The sequence below is a fragment of the Bacillus sp. FSL K6-1005 genome (genome assembly GCF_038000225.1).
Classification (GTDB): domain Bacteria; phylum Bacillota; class Bacilli; order Bacillales; family Bacillaceae; genus Bacillus; species Bacillus mojavensis.
Genome location: NZ_JBBOBP010000001.1, coordinates 619,455 through 635,908, shown reverse-complemented (window position 1 = coordinate 635,908; position 16,454 = coordinate 619,455). Strand labels below are relative to the sequence as shown.

Annotated in this window: 14 protein-coding genes; 3 read left to right on the top strand and 11 right to left on the bottom strand. The window is 45.2% G+C overall.

Annotation, left to right across the window (positions count from 1 at the left end; translation table 11 throughout):
• Positions 1–23: 23 nt before the first annotated feature.
• Together NST16_RS03190 and NST16_RS03185 are read right to left on the bottom strand one after the other, a co-directional pair.
• Positions 24–743, bottom strand: a complete 720-nt coding sequence (locus NST16_RS03190) for a pseudouridine synthase (protein WP_268445368.1) — start codon at positions 741–743, stop codon at positions 24–26.
• Between the two features lie 68 nt (positions 744–811).
• Positions 812–2,449 carry a putative polysaccharide biosynthesis protein gene (locus NST16_RS03185; protein ID WP_340883874.1) on the bottom strand — a complete coding sequence of 546 codons (1,638 nt, stop codon included), beginning with the start codon at positions 2,447–2,449 and terminating at the stop codon, positions 812–814.
• Between the two features lie 205 nt (positions 2,450–2,654).
• On the opposite strand from NST16_RS03185, the gene NST16_RS03180 reads away from it, so the two are divergent.
• A complete protein-coding gene (locus NST16_RS03180) occupies positions 2,655–3,917 on the top strand; it encodes a BaiN/RdsA family NAD(P)/FAD-dependent oxidoreductase (protein ID WP_010331531.1) in 1,263 nt (420 codons plus the stop codon).
• Positions 3,918–4,110: 193 nt separating this feature from the next.
• Positions 4,111–5,643: a glycine betaine transporter OpuD gene (gene opuD, locus NST16_RS03175; protein WP_229146468.1), complete on the top strand. Its 1,533-nt coding sequence runs from the start codon at positions 4,111–4,113 to the stop codon at positions 5,641–5,643.
• Between the two features lie 41 nt (positions 5,644–5,684).
• On the opposite strand, the gene NST16_RS03170 is transcribed toward opuD, so the two are convergent.
• The 6 genes from NST16_RS03170 to rmgP all read right to left on the bottom strand — a co-directional run bounded on the left by NST16_RS03170 (position 5,685) and on the right by rmgP (position 10,517).
• The gene (locus NST16_RS03170) at positions 5,685–5,867 is read right to left on the bottom strand and encodes a sporulation protein Cse60 (protein WP_003325003.1); all 183 of its coding nucleotides are present in this window, start codon (positions 5,865–5,867) and stop codon (positions 5,685–5,687) included.
• 63 nt (positions 5,868–5,930) lie between these two features.
• Positions 5,931–6,599, bottom strand: coding sequence for a YesL family protein (locus NST16_RS03165; RefSeq protein WP_340883870.1), 669 nt, complete (start codon positions 6,597–6,599; stop codon positions 5,931–5,933).
• Positions 6,600–6,620: 21 nt separating this feature from the next.
• On the bottom strand, positions 6,621–7,910 hold the full coding sequence (locus tag NST16_RS03160; RefSeq protein ID WP_010331534.1) for a Gfo/Idh/MocA family protein: 1,290 nt from the start codon (positions 7,908–7,910) through the stop codon (positions 6,621–6,623).
• A gap of 12 nt (positions 7,911–7,922) precedes the next feature.
• Positions 7,923–8,426 carry a lipoprotein YteS gene (locus NST16_RS03155; RefSeq protein WP_340883867.1) on the bottom strand — a complete coding sequence of 168 codons (504 nt, stop codon included), beginning with the start codon at positions 8,424–8,426 and terminating at the stop codon, positions 7,923–7,925.
• Positions 8,423–9,544: an unsaturated rhamnogalacturonyl hydrolase gene (gene rmgQ, locus NST16_RS03150; protein ID WP_168748556.1), complete on the bottom strand. Its 1,122-nt coding sequence runs from the start codon at positions 9,542–9,544 to the stop codon at positions 8,423–8,425. Before rmgQ ends, NST16_RS03155 begins: the two co-directional genes overlap by 4 nt.
• Before the next feature lie 7 nt (positions 9,545–9,551).
• Complete coding sequence (gene rmgP, locus NST16_RS03145; protein WP_168748557.1) at positions 9,552–10,517, bottom strand: polygalacturonan/rhamnogalacturonan ABC transporter permease; 966 nt, start codon at positions 10,515–10,517, stop codon at positions 9,552–9,554.
• Between the two features lie 206 nt (positions 10,518–10,723).
• Here rmgP and NST16_RS03140 point away from each other — a divergent pair, with 206 nt between their 5' ends.
• Complete coding sequence (locus tag NST16_RS03140) at positions 10,724–13,039, top strand: helix-turn-helix domain-containing protein (RefSeq protein ID WP_340883862.1); 2,316 nt, start codon at positions 10,724–10,726, stop codon at positions 13,037–13,039.
• Between the two features lie 38 nt (positions 13,040–13,077).
• Here the strand turns inward: NST16_RS03140 and NST16_RS03135 are convergent, their stop codons facing one another.
• The 3 genes from NST16_RS03135 to NST16_RS03125 form a co-directional block, all read right to left on the bottom strand.
• On the bottom strand, positions 13,078–14,574 hold the full coding sequence (locus tag NST16_RS03135; RefSeq protein ID WP_340883860.1) for an extracellular solute-binding protein: 1,497 nt from the start codon (positions 14,572–14,574) through the stop codon (positions 13,078–13,080).
• Between the two features lie 22 nt (positions 14,575–14,596).
• Positions 14,597–15,457 carry a carbohydrate ABC transporter permease gene (locus NST16_RS03130; RefSeq protein ID WP_026014595.1) on the bottom strand — a complete coding sequence of 287 codons (861 nt, stop codon included), beginning with the start codon at positions 15,455–15,457 and terminating at the stop codon, positions 14,597–14,599.
• A gap of 204 nt (positions 15,458–15,661) precedes the next feature.
• Positions 15,662–16,435: an NAD-dependent epimerase/dehydratase family protein gene (locus NST16_RS03125; protein ID WP_340883859.1), complete on the bottom strand. Its 774-nt coding sequence runs from the start codon at positions 16,433–16,435 to the stop codon at positions 15,662–15,664.
• Positions 16,436–16,454: the final 19 nt, after the last annotated feature.

The following is a 16,454-nucleotide window of genomic DNA, read 5'->3' as shown; positions in this document are numbered from 1 at the left end:
CGCATGTGAAATGCGGGATTTTTTCATGCTTGCGGCTCGTTCAGCCTTTCAAGTTCTTCTTCTGAAAGCTCACGATATTCTCCCGGCGCCAGAGCAGGATCCAAGGATACGCGTCCCATTGAGAGCCGCTTTAGATAAATGACTTCATTGCCGACAGCATTTGCCATCTGTTTGACTTGATGAAATTTTCCTTCAGTTATCGTCAGATATATCACGGTATGCTCTTTGTCGTTTGCCTTTATTTCTGCTTGTGCCGGTTTTGTTTTGTAGCCGCCTTCAATAAATACCCCATTCTCTAAGCTGGTGATATCTTCTGGCGAAATTTGCGACTTTAAGTGGACTTCATACGTTTTCGGAACATGCTTTTTCGGCGATAGCAGCCTGTGAGCGAGCTGACCGTCATTTGTCAGCAAAAGAAATCCTTCTGTATCCTTATCAAGCCGGCCGGCAGGAAACGGCTCAAATCTAAGTTCATCCGGCGTCAGCAAATCGACCACTGTCTTTTGCCGGCTGTCCTCAGTCGCTGACAGCACGCCCTGCGGTTTATTCATCATGATATAAATAAACTCGCGGTAATCAATCGGCTCGCCATAAACGGTCACCTCCTGTGCATCAGGGTCCACGTGTGCCTTGACATCTTTTGCCGGCTTTCCGTCGACCATGACGGCTCCCGCTTTTACAATCAATTTGACCTCTTTTCTCGAGCCATACCCGCTGTTGGCAAGCAGCTTATCTAGTCTCATGCCAATCTCTCTCCTTTCTATAAAAGAAAGCCCGCATCAAGCGAGCCCTCTCGTTTCAACATATTCTGTTACTCAGAGGCATGTCTGCCTTTCTTTAAGAACCCCGGTAAACGGCGGCCGAATATTTTCTGTAAAAAACCTAAACGATAAGCGCAATACAGGTAGACAGCTCCGCCGATCACAGCCGCAATCAGCACGACGATCGCAGCGTGCAGCTGGCCATCCTCGAAGGAGATGAAAAAGCTTAACACCCACTGGACGACTTTAACGGCTATCCCCATCACTGCTGACAAGAGCAGCATCAGAACGCCCCGTTTTACTAATATTTTGTACGAATAGCCGGCATGCCGTTTGATCATGGTAAATCCGTATATCAGTGAGGCAGTATACCCGAGTGCCGTAGCTAAAATAGCACCGTCAGCCTGCATCAGCTTAATCAGCGGGACATTCAGCACAAGTTTGATCACGACACCAATCACCAGACTGACAACCGCAAATTTTTGCTTATTGATGCCTTGCAAAATGGCGGCGTTGACAGTAAACAAAGAGAACAAGATCGCAACCGGCGAATACCAAAACAGGATGTCTTTCCCCAATTCAGGATGAAGGCTCTCTGATCCGTAAAAGAACGTATACACAGGACCTGCTAATACCGATATACCGACAACAGCAGGAATAATTAAAAACAGGATCGTCTGCATCGACTGGTTGATCTGCTGATTTAACAGCTTGTAGTTTCTGCTTGTAAACGATTCTGTGATCGTCGGAATTAAGGTCAGTCCGAATGCCGTCGCTAGAGAAACCGGGATCATCACGAGCTTCTGCACGTAAAGTGTCAGAATGGCCATCATGTCCTGACTGATCGCTTGATGTCCCGCTTCAATCATCGCTTTGTTAAACGTATTTGTATCAATATAGTTATACAAAGGGATGGCTAGTCCGACAAACACGTAGGGAGCGGCATAGCTGAAGAGCTCGAAAAACATTTTCTTGTAGCTTAAATCTGCTGTAGGCCCCGTATTCGGCATCATCGCCAGCAGATTGCCTTTTCGCTTGTTCCAATAAATATACAATACGATCAGCCCGCCGAAGGCACCGATCAGCGCTGCGAAGGTTGCATAACCGACAGCGATCACAAGGCCGCCGTTTAAGACTTTCAAAATCAAGAAGGTAGCACTCAATAGGAAGATAATACGGACAATCTGCTCAACAACTTGAGAGACAGCCGTCGGCCCCATCATTTGATGACCTTGGAAAAATCCACGCACAAGACTCATAATCGGCACAACTAAAAGCGCTAAGCTGACCATGCGGATGACATATACGACATGATCAATCGTCAAACCGTTATTATCTTTGCCCCCGAGCGATATTTCCGCAAAAAACGGAGCAGATAAATATAATATGAAAAAGGCAATCATTCCCGTTACAAGCATAACCGACATGCCCGCCTTCAGCATTTTTCTGCTTGTTTCATAATCCCCTTTGGAATTATATTTGGAAACAAATTTAGAAACGGCGGCTGGAAAGCCCATTGTGGCAATGTTCAAAAATAAAGTGTATTGATTGTATCCGTATTGAAATAACGCACCGCCTGTCGCTCCGACCATGATGCTGAAAGGAATTAAATAAACCATTCCCAGTATCCGTGAAATATATGTACCGAGCGTTAACACAAACGTGCCTCTTAACAGTTTGCTTGACATGTTTCCTCATCACCATTTTCTACGAAGATTCAACTTTTCTATTTTACCACAAATGGGCATATAGACGGTAATAAATACAAAAGCAATCTCAGGGAAGAATACAAGTTTGCGGCAAAATACGTTTAAGCAGAACCTGTCTTTCGCTATAATAGTACTGCGGACAGCGTTCCGCACACGAAATGTAAAAAGAAAGTTGATGATAAAAATGAAGCAGTATGACGTAATTGTAATCGGCGGAGGCCCTTCAGGTCTGATGGCTGCCATTGCAGCCGGGGAACAGGGCGCTGACGTTTTGTTAATAGATAAAGGAAACAAGTTAGGCCGCAAACTTGCCATATCCGGTGGCGGCCGCTGCAATGTGACGAACCGCCTTCCTGTCGAAGAAATTATTAAGCACATCCCCGGCAACGGCCGTTTTTTATACAGTGCGTTTTCCGAATTTAATAATGAAGATATTATCAAGTTTTTTGAAAATCTCGGGATCAAACTGAAGGAAGAGGATCACGGCCGGATGTTTCCGGTGACAGACAAAGCGCAAAGTGTTGTCGACGCGCTGTTAAACAGGCTGAAACAGCTGCGTGTGACGATTAGAACGAACGAAAAAATCAAATCTGTTACATATGAAGATGGACATGCGGCAGGCATTGTAACGAATAATGGCGAAGTGATTCATAGTCAGGCAGTCATTATCGCGGTTGGCGGAAAAAGCGTTCCCCATACCGGCAGCACGGGTGACGGCTATGAATGGGCCGAAGCCGCAGGCCACACAATAACAGAGCTGTTCCCGACAGAGGTGCCCGTCACATCTGCCGAGCCGTTTATTAAGAAAAAAACATTGCAGGGTTTATCGCTCAGAGATGTCGCCGTCAGTGTGTTAAACAAAAAGGGCAAAGCCATTGTCACACATAAGATGGACATGCTGTTTACTCATTTCGGCCTCTCAGGCCCCGCCATACTCAGGTGCAGCCAGTTTATCGTGAAAGAGCTGAAAAAACAGCCTGAAGTGCCCGTCAGAATTGATTTGTTTCCGGATATCAATGAAGAAACGTTATTCCAAAAGATGCACAAGGAGCTGAAGGATGCGCCGAAAAAAGCGTTAAAAAATGTGCTGAAGCCTTGGATGCAGGAGCGCTACCTCCTTTTCCTGCTCGAAAAAAACGGCATTTCGCCAAACATATCATTTTCTGAGCTGCCGAAGGAGCCTTTCAGACAATTTGTCAAAGACTGCAAGCAATTTACCGTTCTCGCAAACGGCACGCTGTCACTTGACAAAGCGTTTGTCACAGGAGGCGGTGTATCGGTGAAGGAGATTGACCCGAAAAAGATGGCGTCTAAAAAAATGGACGGCCTGTATTTTTGCGGCGAAATCTTAGATATTCACGGTTATACAGGCGGATACAATATTACATCTGCGCTCGTCACGGGCAGACTTGCCGGACTGAATGCCGGACGATTTTCCCTTACTTAAACACGAGATTTTCCAAACACTTACAGCATGCCGGACATTTGAAAATTTCCCGCAAAAATGATAGGGTGAGATTTGTTTTGTTTCACCTGATTGCGGGGTAATTTACAGGAAGGAATGATCTGCCATCGTACGACCATACTAAGCCTGCGAGGAAGATATAGGCGTACACAAAAAAGTCAGAGGGTGAGAATGTTTGAAGAATATTTCTAGTGTATTTTGGATTGTGATTGTCATCACAGCCGCTGCCGTTTTGTGGGGCGTTATTTCTCCGGACAGCCTGCAAAACGTGTCTCAATCGGCACAATCGTTTATAACAGATTCATTTGGTTGGTATTATCTATTAGTTGTCTCTTTGTTTGTCGGGTTCTGTCTGTTTTTAATTGTCAGCCCGATTGGAAAAATTAAACTGGGGAAACCGGATGAAAAACCGGAATTCGGGTTATTATCTTGGTTTGCCATGCTGTTCAGTGCAGGCATGGGAATCGGCTTAGTGTTCTATGGTGCGGCTGAACCGATCAGCCATTACGCAATTAGCTCTCCATCAGGTGAAACAGAAACCCCCCAAGCCTTTAGAGATGCGCTCCGGTACACGTTTTTCCACTGGGGACTGCACGCTTGGGCCATTTATGCCGTCGTGGCATTATGTATCGCATATTTTCAATTCCGCAAAGACGCGCCTGGATTAATCAGCAGCACACTGACTCCGATTCTCGGCGATAAAGTAAACGGCCCGATCGGTAAACTGATTGACTGTATCGCTGTTTTCGCTACAGTTGTCGGCGTTGCAACGAGTCTGGGGATCGGCGCAACTCAAATTAACGGCGGATTGAATTACCTATTCGGAATTCCGAATCATTTTATCGTTCAATTGATTTTGATTGTTATTGTAACAGTGCTCTTTTTACTATCGGCTTGGAGCGGGCTCGGAAAAGGCATTAAGTATTTAAGCAACACCAATATGGTGCTAGCCGGATTGCTGATGCTGTTTATGCTGGTTGTCGGACCTACCGTTTTGATCATGAACTCACTTACAGATTCAATTGGACAGTATATTCAAAACATTGTTCAAATGAGCTTCAGACTGGCGCCGAACGATCCCGGCAAACGTGAATGGATCAACGGCTGGACGATTTTCTATTGGGCATGGTGGATTTCCTGGTCTCCATTTGTCGGCATTTTCATCGCTCGTGTATCCCGAGGCCGGACAATCCGTGAATTTTTGATCGGCGTCCTGGTGGCACCATGTATTTTGGCTTTCCTATGGTTCTCCATTTTCGGTGTTTCCGCGATGGACCTTCAGCAAAAAGGTATTTTTAATGTGGCGAAGCTGTCTTCTGAAACGATGCTGTTCGGAACACTGGATCACTATCCGCTGACAATGATCACGTCTATCCTGGCATTGATCCTGATCGCCGTGTTCTTTATCACATCAGCTGATTCAGCGACATTTGTGCTGGGTATGCAGACGACATACGGTTCATTAAACCCGGCTAACTCAGTCAAATTCAGCTGGGGTATCATTCAGTCTGCTATGGCAGCTGCGCTCTTGTATTCCGGTGGACTTGCTGCTTTGCAAAACACAGCGATTTTGGCGGCACTGCCGTTTTCAATTGTTATCCTGCTCATGATTGCTGCTCTTTATAAAGCATTGGCAAGAGAACGAAGAGAAATCAGAGCAGCAGAGAAATTCCAGAAACCGAGAAGCCCAAGAGTGAAAAAGGCTTAACCATAAAAAAGATCTTCCCGCAGTACGCGGAAAGATCTTTTTTATTTTCGATATAGAATGAGTGCGGAAAAACAGTAGAGCTGCTCGCCTTCAGGGTCGCACGCCGCTGAAACCGTATATTTGATATCAACCAGCTGCTCTTCCGATATTCCTTTTAAAAACGAATTGATCTCCGTTTGTAAATCTTTTTCATGCTCTTCATCAAACACTGCCACCTTCAGCATTTATCCGCTCTCCTTTCTCTATCACTCTATTCCGTTTGGAATCAATATATGATAGAGAAATGTTTATCTCGTCTCCGGATGCAAAGCTTCTGGTGTAGGATGTTTCTTTGCCGGCTCATGGTCCTGCTGCTCCAGCTTCACCAAGACGGCATAAGCAATCCTCATGTGGCAGTAGCTGATGAGACTGACGCTGAAAAAAGGGACAATTCCCGGCAGATAAGCAAGCAGGAAAAAGAGCGCAACAGTCAGCGCAAGCATGACGAGCGTATATTGTAAGTACGCCACACTCAGCAAGAGGGAAAACTTAAAATACAGGCGCTTCTTCCATTCAAAGTGGACGAGCAGCGGAAACACATAAAAAAGCATTGATACAAACAGAAAGCCAAATATCATAATGGCAAAGCGCAGGATATGCAATAAGAAGTGGCTCGGGTAAATAAAGGCCAAATCGATATAAATGATCAAACCGATTAATACCAATACAGCACCGATCAAATTGGAACGGAGAAACTCAGCTTTGTATTCCCGCCAAAATGTCGGCAGCACCGGAATGTGATCCTGATTCTGAATCCATTTTCGCATGACAGCGAACAAAGCAGCAGTCGCGGGCATGACACCGAACACTCCGAGACCGATGATGGTAAAAAGCAGCCAAAGCAAATTGGTATACGCAAACCTCATGATCCATTCACAAAAACGCAGCACCCGTGCCATTGATCCGTCATGCTCCACGAAAGCCCCTCCTTTTCGCTTTTATACATTTTGCATGTGGAAAAGCTGTTTAATATCAATTGGTTTCTTTTCAACAACGGAGCGCCATATTCCCTCACCGACCGCGATAGAATAGGCTCCGGCTTCGGCTCCGGCCAAAATGTCATACTGGCGCAGCGGATCTTTGCCTATAAATAGATCAGCAAGTAAAAGCGGATCTCCTCCGCCGTGCCCTCCCTCATTTTTGACGACTTGAATGGTTTGCTTCGATTCAAAAAGCGGATAATACTCAATTGTCTGCTCGGGAAAAGCAAACGGGATTCTGGAAGGCTCATGGAATTCATTTGATTCAATACGTCCTTTTGTGCCGTTTATCGTAAGGCGATAGCCTTCGTATGGAGCGGAAAATATGATCGAGTAGCTTAACAGCGCACCGCCGTCATATTTGACAGCCGCCACATACGTATCCTCAATGTCGATCTCATCGTCAAAAATGCACGCGTCAGGGCGATATGCGGTATATAAGCTTGATTGGTCTGCATCCGCCTTGAGATGATCATCCTTTACAGAAGCTTTAGAAGCACGGGGATGCCATCTTGCATAGTAATGACATTTCTCTTTGACCCGGCATGTGCCGCAAAAACGCCCATCTTCTTCCGGCAGCGGATTCCACTCACTGTCCGGCCCGTAGTAATTTAACTCGCCGTAGGCAAATACCTCCGCCGGGTTTTGGCCGAGCCACCAATTCACCAGATCGAAATGATGAGTGGATTTATGGACAGAAAGACCGCCGGAAAATTGCCTGGATCGGTTCCAGCGTTTAAAATAGCTGGCGCCGTGATAGGTATCAATATACCAATTCAAATCCACAGAGGTGACCCTTCCTATTTTTCCTTCTAAAATCATCTCTTTGATTTTCCGGTGATACGGGCTGTAGCGATAATTAAACGCGACAGTAACCTTCCCTTTGCTTTTCGCTTCTGCCTCAAGCACCCGCTTTGCATCCTGCACCGTCGTTACCATCGGTTTTTCCGTTATGACATCCGTATCCCACTGAAGGCTTCTCAATATATAGGTGACATGGGTGTCATCCCTTCCTGTCACAATAACAATGTCTGGCTTCGAAACGCTCATCATACTGTCAAAATCTTCTTCTTTATACTCCGGTACGTGTGCAAGCTCCGGAAATGCCTCTTTGCAGACGGCGAATCGTTTCGGATCGGCATCCAGTAATCCCGTAATTTCATAAATGGTTGAAAACTGTTTGAGCAGCGGTTTGATAAACATGCTGAGGGCTCTGCTGCTTACTCCGCAAATGACGATGCTTTTCAATGGTCCCCACCCCTATCGGACTTCTGTTAATTGGGAAATCAGCTGCAGCGCTTCCTCTGTTTTTTCGGAGTATACAGGGATAAACGCCGCCATATTTCGATTCAGCCGAAAAGTATAGCCGTTCAGCTGTTTTTCCCCTTTCTCAATCCGAACGGCATAGACTGTTTTTTCTCCCGTTTTTTGATTTACGGCTGTATAAGGAGATGTTTTTCCCGCTGGCAATTCGTCTAACGGCTGAAAATTTTCCGGATCATCGTATGCTGCAAACAAGTCTTCAGGCACGATAAAGACGTCACCCTCGTGAGCCGTAACTTCAGTCAGCAGCTTTTCCGGCAAAGCGGGAAAGATATCCACCTTCCCGGTCCCCTGTCCAGCTGCCTCTTTTATTTTTTCTTGTACGCCTGCCTGGAGATCAGAAAAGAGGATGACATGCAATTCGTCCGGCCTGCTTGAGCATGATGCCAAAAAGTGCACTAAGACGATCACACAGAAAGCCGTACGTAAACCTGTCGTCATTTTTCTACTGTCCTAAAAAGAGTCTCCGTCTCTGTCATGGCCAAAATAAACGCACCGGCCCCGTGCAGATCGTTTGTGCTTCTTTCGCGGCTGACATAATAGTCATAGAAACCGGCAGACGTTCCGACACAAATATCTTTGACGAGAAACGCACCGTCTTCTGTTGTTTCGGTTTTATGCTGAATCAAGCCTTGATACGCCTTTAACAGTGTTGTTTCGTAAGCTCTGTCAAGATATCCTTTATTGATTCCTTTTGCGATTGCGTACATGTACAGGCAGGATCCTGAGCTTTCCAGCCAGTTATCGGACCTGTCGCCCTTATCAACGATTTGGTACCATAACCCCGTCTCCTTGTCTTGATAGCGGCAAATGCTTTCAATCATGTCCTGAAGCGTTTTTTCCCATACGCGACGGTTTGGATGCTTCTTCGGCAGCTCTTCAATCATGTCAGCGAGAGACATGACGTACCAGCCGATAGAACGCGCCCAGAATTCTGGCGAACAGCCTGTTTCTTCATTCGCCCAAGGCATTTTTTTCGCTTCATCCCAGGCGTGATAATAGAGTCCTGTTTTTGAGTCCTTCGTATGCTTCCTCATCAGTGATTCCTGCAGCACGACCTGATCAAACAGCTCTGGCTCCTGCTTCAGATTGGCATATTTCAGCGCAAACGGCCCGCCCATATATAAGCCGTCAAGCCACATCTGATAAGGATAGCCGTCTTTATGCCAGAACCCCTGCTCAGACGTCCGGTTCAGCGTTCCATATAGTCCTCGCAGCCTTTTTGCGGCATTTACATACCGCTCATCACTCGTATGTTCGTATAATGGAAAAAGAATAAGACCAGCTTGAATGGCGTCCAGCTCATCTCTTCTGAATAATAGATTGCCATAATCATCAATTAAGAGATCTGCATAAGCTTTCGCATACTCAAAATATCGCTTTTGTCCGGTTGCTTCCCACAGCCGCAATACACCGCATAAGAAAACACCTTGATGGTAGTGCCAGCGGTTTGCAGGCGGCAGCTCCTCCACTGTGTACGTGTTCATAATGGTTTTTGCCAATGCCTCCGCGTACGTAAGAGGCGATTTTACAGCGATTGATCGATCCATTGATCCCATCCCCTTCTTAATAGATTCCTTCCTCGCCGAATTTCTTTGCCAAACGATTCGCAAGCATGACCAAAATCAGCCCGACCGCCGCTTTAAATACGCCGACCGCTGTACTGTAGCTGAATTGGCCCTGTTTCAGCCCTGCTGTATAAACGTACGTATCAAAAATTTCCGCAACTTCTCTGTTTGTGGCGTTTAACAGCAAATATACATGCTCAAAGCCAAGCTCCAGCGTGTCCCCGATTTTCAAAATCAGTAAAACGACAATGACGCTTTTGATAGCCGGCAGCGTAATATGCCACATTTGCCGCAGCCGTCCCGCTCCGTCCATTTTTGCCGCTTCATAAAGCTGGGGATCAACCGCTGTCATTGCAGCCAAGTAGATGATTGTTGACCAGCCCGCTTCTCTCCAGATGACCTGCAGAATATACAGCGGACGGAACCATTCTTCATTCAGCAGAAAATTGATTTTTTCGCCGCCAAAAAACGTAATCAGTTCATTAATCAGGCCTCCGTCTACTGTCAAAAGCACAAATGACAGCGATACAACAATGACCCAGGACATAAAGTGCGGAATATAAATCAGCGTCTGAACGAATTTTTTAAAGAGTGCGATCCGCACTTCGTTTAGAAGAAGCGCTAATAAAATCGGCACCGGAAAAAAGATGACCAGGTTCAAGGCAAAGAGCACGAGCGTATTTTTTAACAGGACAAAAAAGGTAGGCTCAGTAAACAGCCTGATAAAATGCTTCAGCCCGACCCACTCACTGCCCCAAATGCCGAGAAACGGCTGGTAATCCTGAAACGCAATCACGATTCCCCACATTGGAACATACTTAAAAAGCAAAAAATAAATACATCCCGGCAAAATCATAAAGTACAAATACTTCTGCTGCATCAGCTTGTTTAGTAAGCGCTTTCTTTTTTCTTTTTTTAAAATGACTGCGTCAACAGCCGGTGCTTGCGCTTCTGCTGTTTTCATCGTTTCAAATCCTCCTTTCACGGGTTCTTGTTTTCACTGTAGCGCAGCCTGCAAAAGTCCGTCTACAATCATATGATCACATTCTGCCTGAGCCCTTTGTCATCAAGGGTTCCGCCTCTCTACCTGAAGAAAAGACACCGATATTAGAAAATGATTATTGACAATATCTATCAATCTTTGGATTAATTGTATTAAGGTGTTATGAAATGGGGGGTTTTATGAAAAGAAGTCAATACAAGTTTTATTACAAACTCATCACGTTTTTTTGTTTACTCAGCACCATTCCCGTCATTTTGGTCGGTTTGTTTTCGTACGAGCACTATCAGAAAACGGCCATCTCCAACGTTTCGGAGGAAAAACTCGACACACTCCAGCAGACCCAGCTAAGCATCGAGCACATCCTAAAAACCGTCGATCATTCTTTAACCCACTATGTGAGTTCGCCGCCTCTCCTCCGCACACTGTCCGAGCCTTTGCACTCTGACCAATTTCAAATCTATGACCAAGTGAACCAAGAGCTCAACTATTTGCAAAGCTTTGATACCGATTTGTCCAACATGACGCTTGTCAGCTATATGAAAAACTGGTACATGAACAATTCCGGTTTATACCGCATGAATACGGACTCCCTTCATGAAGCAGCCGAAGCGTATTCAAAAAACAAAGCGAGCCGGTCCTATTGGACGCTGGAAAAAAACAACCGTTTGATCTCCACAAAGGAAGGCGCTTCAGAAAGCTGCCGGTATAATATCAATTTGATTAAGCAGCTCCCGCTGAACAGCACAAACACAAAGGGACTGGCAGCCGCAAGCATCCCAAGCTGTTCACTCGTTAAAAATATGCCTGATTATTCAAGCGCAAACAGCGTGTTTATCATTGATGAAAAAGGCCGTATCATTCTTCACAACAACATGTCTGATATAGGCGATTCTCTTCAGAACGACGACTTTGTCAAAAAAATGCTGGCGGAAAACTCTAAAAGCGGACAGTTTGAAACAGTCATTGACCGCATTCAATATAAAGTGACCTATCAAAAATCAGACTATAACACATGGACTTATTTTTCTCTCGTTTCTCTGCCCGAACTAAAAAAAGAAGCCAAGTCAATCGGCTGGATCACCTTTACGGTATGCTCTATTTTGTTAGCGCTTTCATTGTTGTTTTCTTGGCTGGGCTCCCGGCATTTTTATAAGCCGATCCGGCTGCTTTATGACTCATTTGCGCGGCACGGCGCCTTCCCAGAAAAACAGGTTCATCAAAATGAGTTTGAATTAATCGAGCAAAGCTTCAAGCAGCTCAAAAACAGAAATGACGACCTTGAAGAAACAATGAGACAGCAGGCCACTCATCTTCAGCAATATTTTATGGTCAGGCTTATGCTTGGAAAGCTGACGGATGAGGAGGTCAATAACCGCTTTGAAAGCCTCGGCTTAAAACAAAATTGGCGTCACCTCGCCTTGCTGGTGCTCCAAATTGACACGCTGAATCAGACACCGTATGAGAAAAAAGATATGGATCTTCTGTTGTTTGCCGTCAACAGCCTGATTGAGCGGAACATCCCGGCGGAAAAACGTCTCGCACCAGCGGTAGTTGATAAACAGCAGGCAACCATATTGATGAATGAAAGCGGGACAAAAGAGGCATTTATGGCCGAGCTGAATGATATCGCCCGGATGATTCAGGATACAGTTGAAGCTGAGCTGCACCTGTCTGTCAGCATCGGCGTCAGCCAGCCGTTTGATGCATTAGCAATGGCGAAAAACGCTTATGCGGAAGGCTTAGAAGCGTTAAAATACCGGCTGAAAGCAGAAAACAAATCGATAATCTTTTATGAAGACCTGGATCAGAAAAAAACGTTCAAAACCCATTTTCCGAAGCAGCTTCAGCATGAGCTGTTCGATGCTGTAAAAGCCGGTGACAAGGAGAAAGCAGACAAATGCCTGCACGCGATTTTACAGTCGATTTTTACACACAACACCAACCCGTACCAATTTCAGATTGCAATCGCCCGTTTTCTGAATCATGTCATTGAACTGATGCATGTACTCGGAATTGAACTATTTGAGCTTGAAGAAAACAAAATGCTGTATGACCAAATTTTTGAGCTGAAGACATTCGAGGATACTGAAAACTGGCTGAAGCAAGAATTCATTGATCCGATGACAGACAAAGTAAATGCCCGGGCCGATGCACAGTACAAGAATATTTCCGACAACATAATCCATATCATCCACCATGAGTTTGAATCCGATTTAACGCTGGACGAAATTGCCCGCAGGCTGCATTACAACCCAAACTACTTAAGCAGTATTTTCAAAAAAGAAATGGGCATTTCATTCAGCGAGTATGTCTCGAATTACCGCCACCATATGGCAAAAAGCTGGCTGGCTGAATCCGACATGGCGGTGAAAGACATAGCGGAAAAGCTCAAATACAAAAACTCGCAAAACTTTATCAGATCCTTTAAGAAGCTGGAAGGCATCACACCCGGCAATTATCGCCAGCAAAAAAGAAGCATATAAAAACCCAAAACCACTTGCACGTTTTGGGTTTTTCACTATTACTTTGTTTTTTTAAACGCTTCCTCGTATTCCTGAATAATCTGCTTTCCTCCGCTTGATTCCCATTTTTCAACTTCTTTATCAAACTGGCTTTCTGTGATTTCTCCAATCATATATTTATAGGTGGCATCGTCTATCATTTTTTTCAGTTCATCTCCGCGTTCAGACTCCGCGGCGGAATACAAGCTCTCTGCCGGATTGGAGACAATGATGTTTTCATTGTCTTCCGTCAGCTCCTCGTACGCTGTCCGCAGCGGATCACCGGTGTTTTTTAAGTAAGCTTTATCAATGGCGATTAAGGCGGACAGCGGCTGAATATCAGTCTGCCAATCTTTTACCTGGCTTTCTTTTCTTGTGAATGTTTTGCCTTTTCCTTTATTGTAATGGACCCCGTCAATGCCGTAAGTCATCAGACTGTAGACATCCTCTTCGGCTATTCGGTCGAAGAACGCTAAAATCCGTTTCAGCTCGGCTTCTGATTTCACACTCGTTTTCGGGAAAGCAAATACACCGTTATGCCCTCCTGACGCCCATACACGCTCTTTTCCGTCAGGGCCTTTTATGCGGTTAATGATCTCCAGCTCCATTGATTTATCAGAGGCATTGTCACGCAAATTAACAGCGTCCACCATATTCCCGATATAGATGCCGGCCTTTCCCTGAGAAAACAGCTCCTGCTGCTGGGTTTTGCTTGTGACTGGAAAGTCTTTATTCATGTAGCCGTTATCACGCAGTTTTTTCATGTAATCCATTGTGTCTTTGTATTCTTTCGTCATGAAATCAGGCGTAAATTTTCCATTTGATTCCTTCCAGTCTGTCGGCATGCCTTCATATGAGCCAAGCGTCTTAAAAGCGCCGTAAATTAGATCATTTCGGTCAGTCAATCCGAATGTATCATCTTTTCCATCCTTGTCCGGGTCTTTCTCTGTAAACGCTTTGGCAACCTCATAAAGATCATCCAGCGTTTCCGGCGTTTTCAAATTCAAATTGTCCAGCCAGTCCTTCCGTATGACGATGCCTTGTCTCGAGAGGGGACGCTCTCTGTATATCCCGTAAAGCTTGCCATCGATTGTGACATTTTTATTAATGAGTTTATTCATCTTGTTTAAATTCGGATAATCTTTGATATAATCGCCTATTTCCCAGAACATTCCCGATCTGAAGGCATTCATGACAGACGAATTTTTAATGTCTTGAATTGTCACGATTTGCGGGAGATTGCCTGCTGCAAGCGCCGCATTCAGTCTGTCTTCTTTCACCGCATCAGGAACCCACGTGATGTCCAGTTCCGTATTTGTCAGCTTCTCAATTTCTTTAATGGCCCTGTCTTTCGGCGGCTGCTGGTGATACAAAATCGCCATCATAGACAGCTTGACCTTTGAATCCGAGTCCGCCTTGCCTTCAGCTGATGATTGATCAGCCCCTTTACAGCCCGCCAGCGCTCCTCCAAAAGCAAACACAAGTACAAACAAAAGCACCCTCCATTTGTTTCCCATCATACCCCTCCGTTTCATATTTTTATCCTTTGACAGAACCCAGTAAAGCGCCTTTTGCAAAATGCTTTTGAATGAATGGATAGACCAGCAGAACCGGAATGGTCGCTACCACTATCACTGCCATTTTGATCGTTTGCTCAGGCGGCGGGCTGCCCGAGCCCATTTCCGACATATCCCCTTGTACCCCGCTTGATACAATAACGATTTGGCGCAAAAGCACCTGAATCGGCCACTTAGCTGAATCATTTAAATACAAGATCGCCGTCATATACGTATTCCAGTACGTCACCGCATAAAACAGTGAAATCGTTGCGATCGCTGGAAGAGACAGCGGCAGCACAATTTTGAAGAAAATGCCCAAGTCATTGCAGCCGTCAATTTTTGCGGACTCTTCCAGGCTCTCCGGGATGTTTTGAAAGAAGTTTTTCAGAATGATCAAGTTAAAGGCATTAATTGCTGTCGGCAAAATAAGGGCCCAGTAAGAATCAAGCAATCCAAGCGATTTGACCACCAGGAAAGTCGGAATCATTCCGCCGCTGAAGAGCATCGTAAATACGACGAGAAACATGAGCGGCTGCCGCCCAATTAAGTCGCGGCGGGATAAACCGTAAGCCATCAGTGAAGAAAGAAACATGCTGACCGCCGTGCCTACAACTGTCACAAACACAGAAACGAGCAAGCTTTTATAAATGATATCTGTCGAAAAAATGTAACGATAGGCATCGAGCGAAAAAGTGGTCGGTATTAAAATGAACTTTTTTGAAACCACTTCCTCTACTGTGGCAAAGGATGCCGCAATGACATGAATAAACGGAAGTACGCATATTAAAGCGAACATCAGCAAAAATCCGTAAATCAAAATATCAAACAGGCGATTTTTCAGTGAATGTGCGATCGTTCCCACCTCCTTTGTAAGCGTTGTCATTTTGTTAAAACGAGCTGCAGCATGTGACGATATCGTGTCTAAAATGTAGCAAATGTGTGATTGCCATGTCTATAATCATTTGAACACTGTCCCTTGCCCAGCGGCATCAGAATTGGCTTGTAACCGATTATAAAAGAAAAAGAGCATAATCTTAGAAAATGATTATGCTCTGTTATTGCCGTTCTCTTCTTCCTCTTTCAGAAGCTCGGCCGTATTGATTTGAGGTGTAAACCCAAGCTCCTGAACCGCGGATTCTATTGACCACGGCTTGCCGGGATTGTCAGAGACGGCGTAATAAGTGCCGTAACGGATATTCGTCTCAATGGCTGCTTTAAAAATCGACAGCAGGTCTGGATGGGAAAGAAGCGTTTTTTTCGTCCGGTCTTTCTCATGCAGTGTATCCATTTCATCTGTAACGACAGTTCCGATTCGAAGGTTGATAACAGAAAGCTTATTTTCCAGATAAAACAGGTGGCCGATATGTTCCGAGGTCAGCTTTAGGACGCCGTAGAGATTCTTTGACAGCGGATAGTCGTCGGTTGTGATTTCCCGCCCTAAGAGTGAATGCCCGTCCTTTTCGTACACATCTGTCACATGATTGCTGCTGGCGAAAACAACCTTTGGAATGCCAAGCTCTGCTGCCGCTCGGCACAAATAGTAGGTTGCTCTATAAAAAATATCCGTCATTTTTTCAAATTCAGCTACATCCATGACATCATATTTGATTTTGACAGCGAGTAAATTCACGATCACATCTGTATCTCTCGGAATCTTCTTTAATAGATCTTCATAGTTTGATGCGTCTGCCTGAATAGCGTGTGTTATGCCATCGTAACGGTCTTTATCCAGCACCGTCACCTCGTACTCAGACATAAGCCCTTCAGCCAATATCCGCCCAATCACACCATTTCCGCCAGCGATCAGCACTTTTCTCATATGTTCACTCCCCTTTTTT

Excerpts from the sequence above, each read along its gene's own strand:
- NST16_RS03135 (WP_340883860.1), bottom strand. The coding sequence starts at position 14,574 with ATGGGAAACAAATGGAGGGTGCTTTTGTTTGTACTTGTGTTTGCTTTT.
- NST16_RS03180 (WP_010331531.1), top strand. The coding sequence starts at position 2,655 with ATGAAGCAGTATGACGTAATTGTAATCGGCGGAGGCCCTTCAGGTCTG.
- NST16_RS03155 (WP_340883867.1), bottom strand. The coding sequence starts at position 8,426 with ATGACGACAGGTTTACGTACGGCTTTCTGTGTGATCGTCTTAGTGCAC.
- rmgP (WP_168748557.1), bottom strand. The coding sequence starts at position 10,517 with ATGAAAACAGCAGAAGCGCAAGCACCGGCTGTTGACGCAGTCATTTTA.
- NST16_RS03170 (WP_003325003.1), bottom strand. The coding sequence starts at position 5,867 with ATGCTGAAGGTGGCAGTGTTTGATGAAGAGCATGAAAAAGATTTACAA.
- rmgQ (WP_168748556.1), bottom strand. The coding sequence starts at position 9,544 with ATGGGATCAATGGATCGATCAATCGCTGTAAAATCGCCTCTTACGTAC.
- NST16_RS03125 (WP_340883859.1), bottom strand. The coding sequence starts at position 16,435 with ATGAGAAAAGTGCTGATCGCTGGCGGAAATGGTGTGATTGGGCGGATA.
- NST16_RS03140 (WP_340883862.1), top strand. The coding sequence starts at position 10,724 with ATGGGGGGTTTTATGAAAAGAAGTCAATACAAGTTTTATTACAAACTC.
- NST16_RS03190 (WP_268445368.1), bottom strand. The coding sequence starts at position 743 with ATGAGACTAGATAAGCTGCTTGCCAACAGCGGGTATGGCTCGAGAAAA.
- NST16_RS03185 (WP_340883874.1), bottom strand. The coding sequence starts at position 2,449 with ATGTCAAGCAAACTGTTAAGAGGCACGTTTGTGTTAACGCTCGGTACA.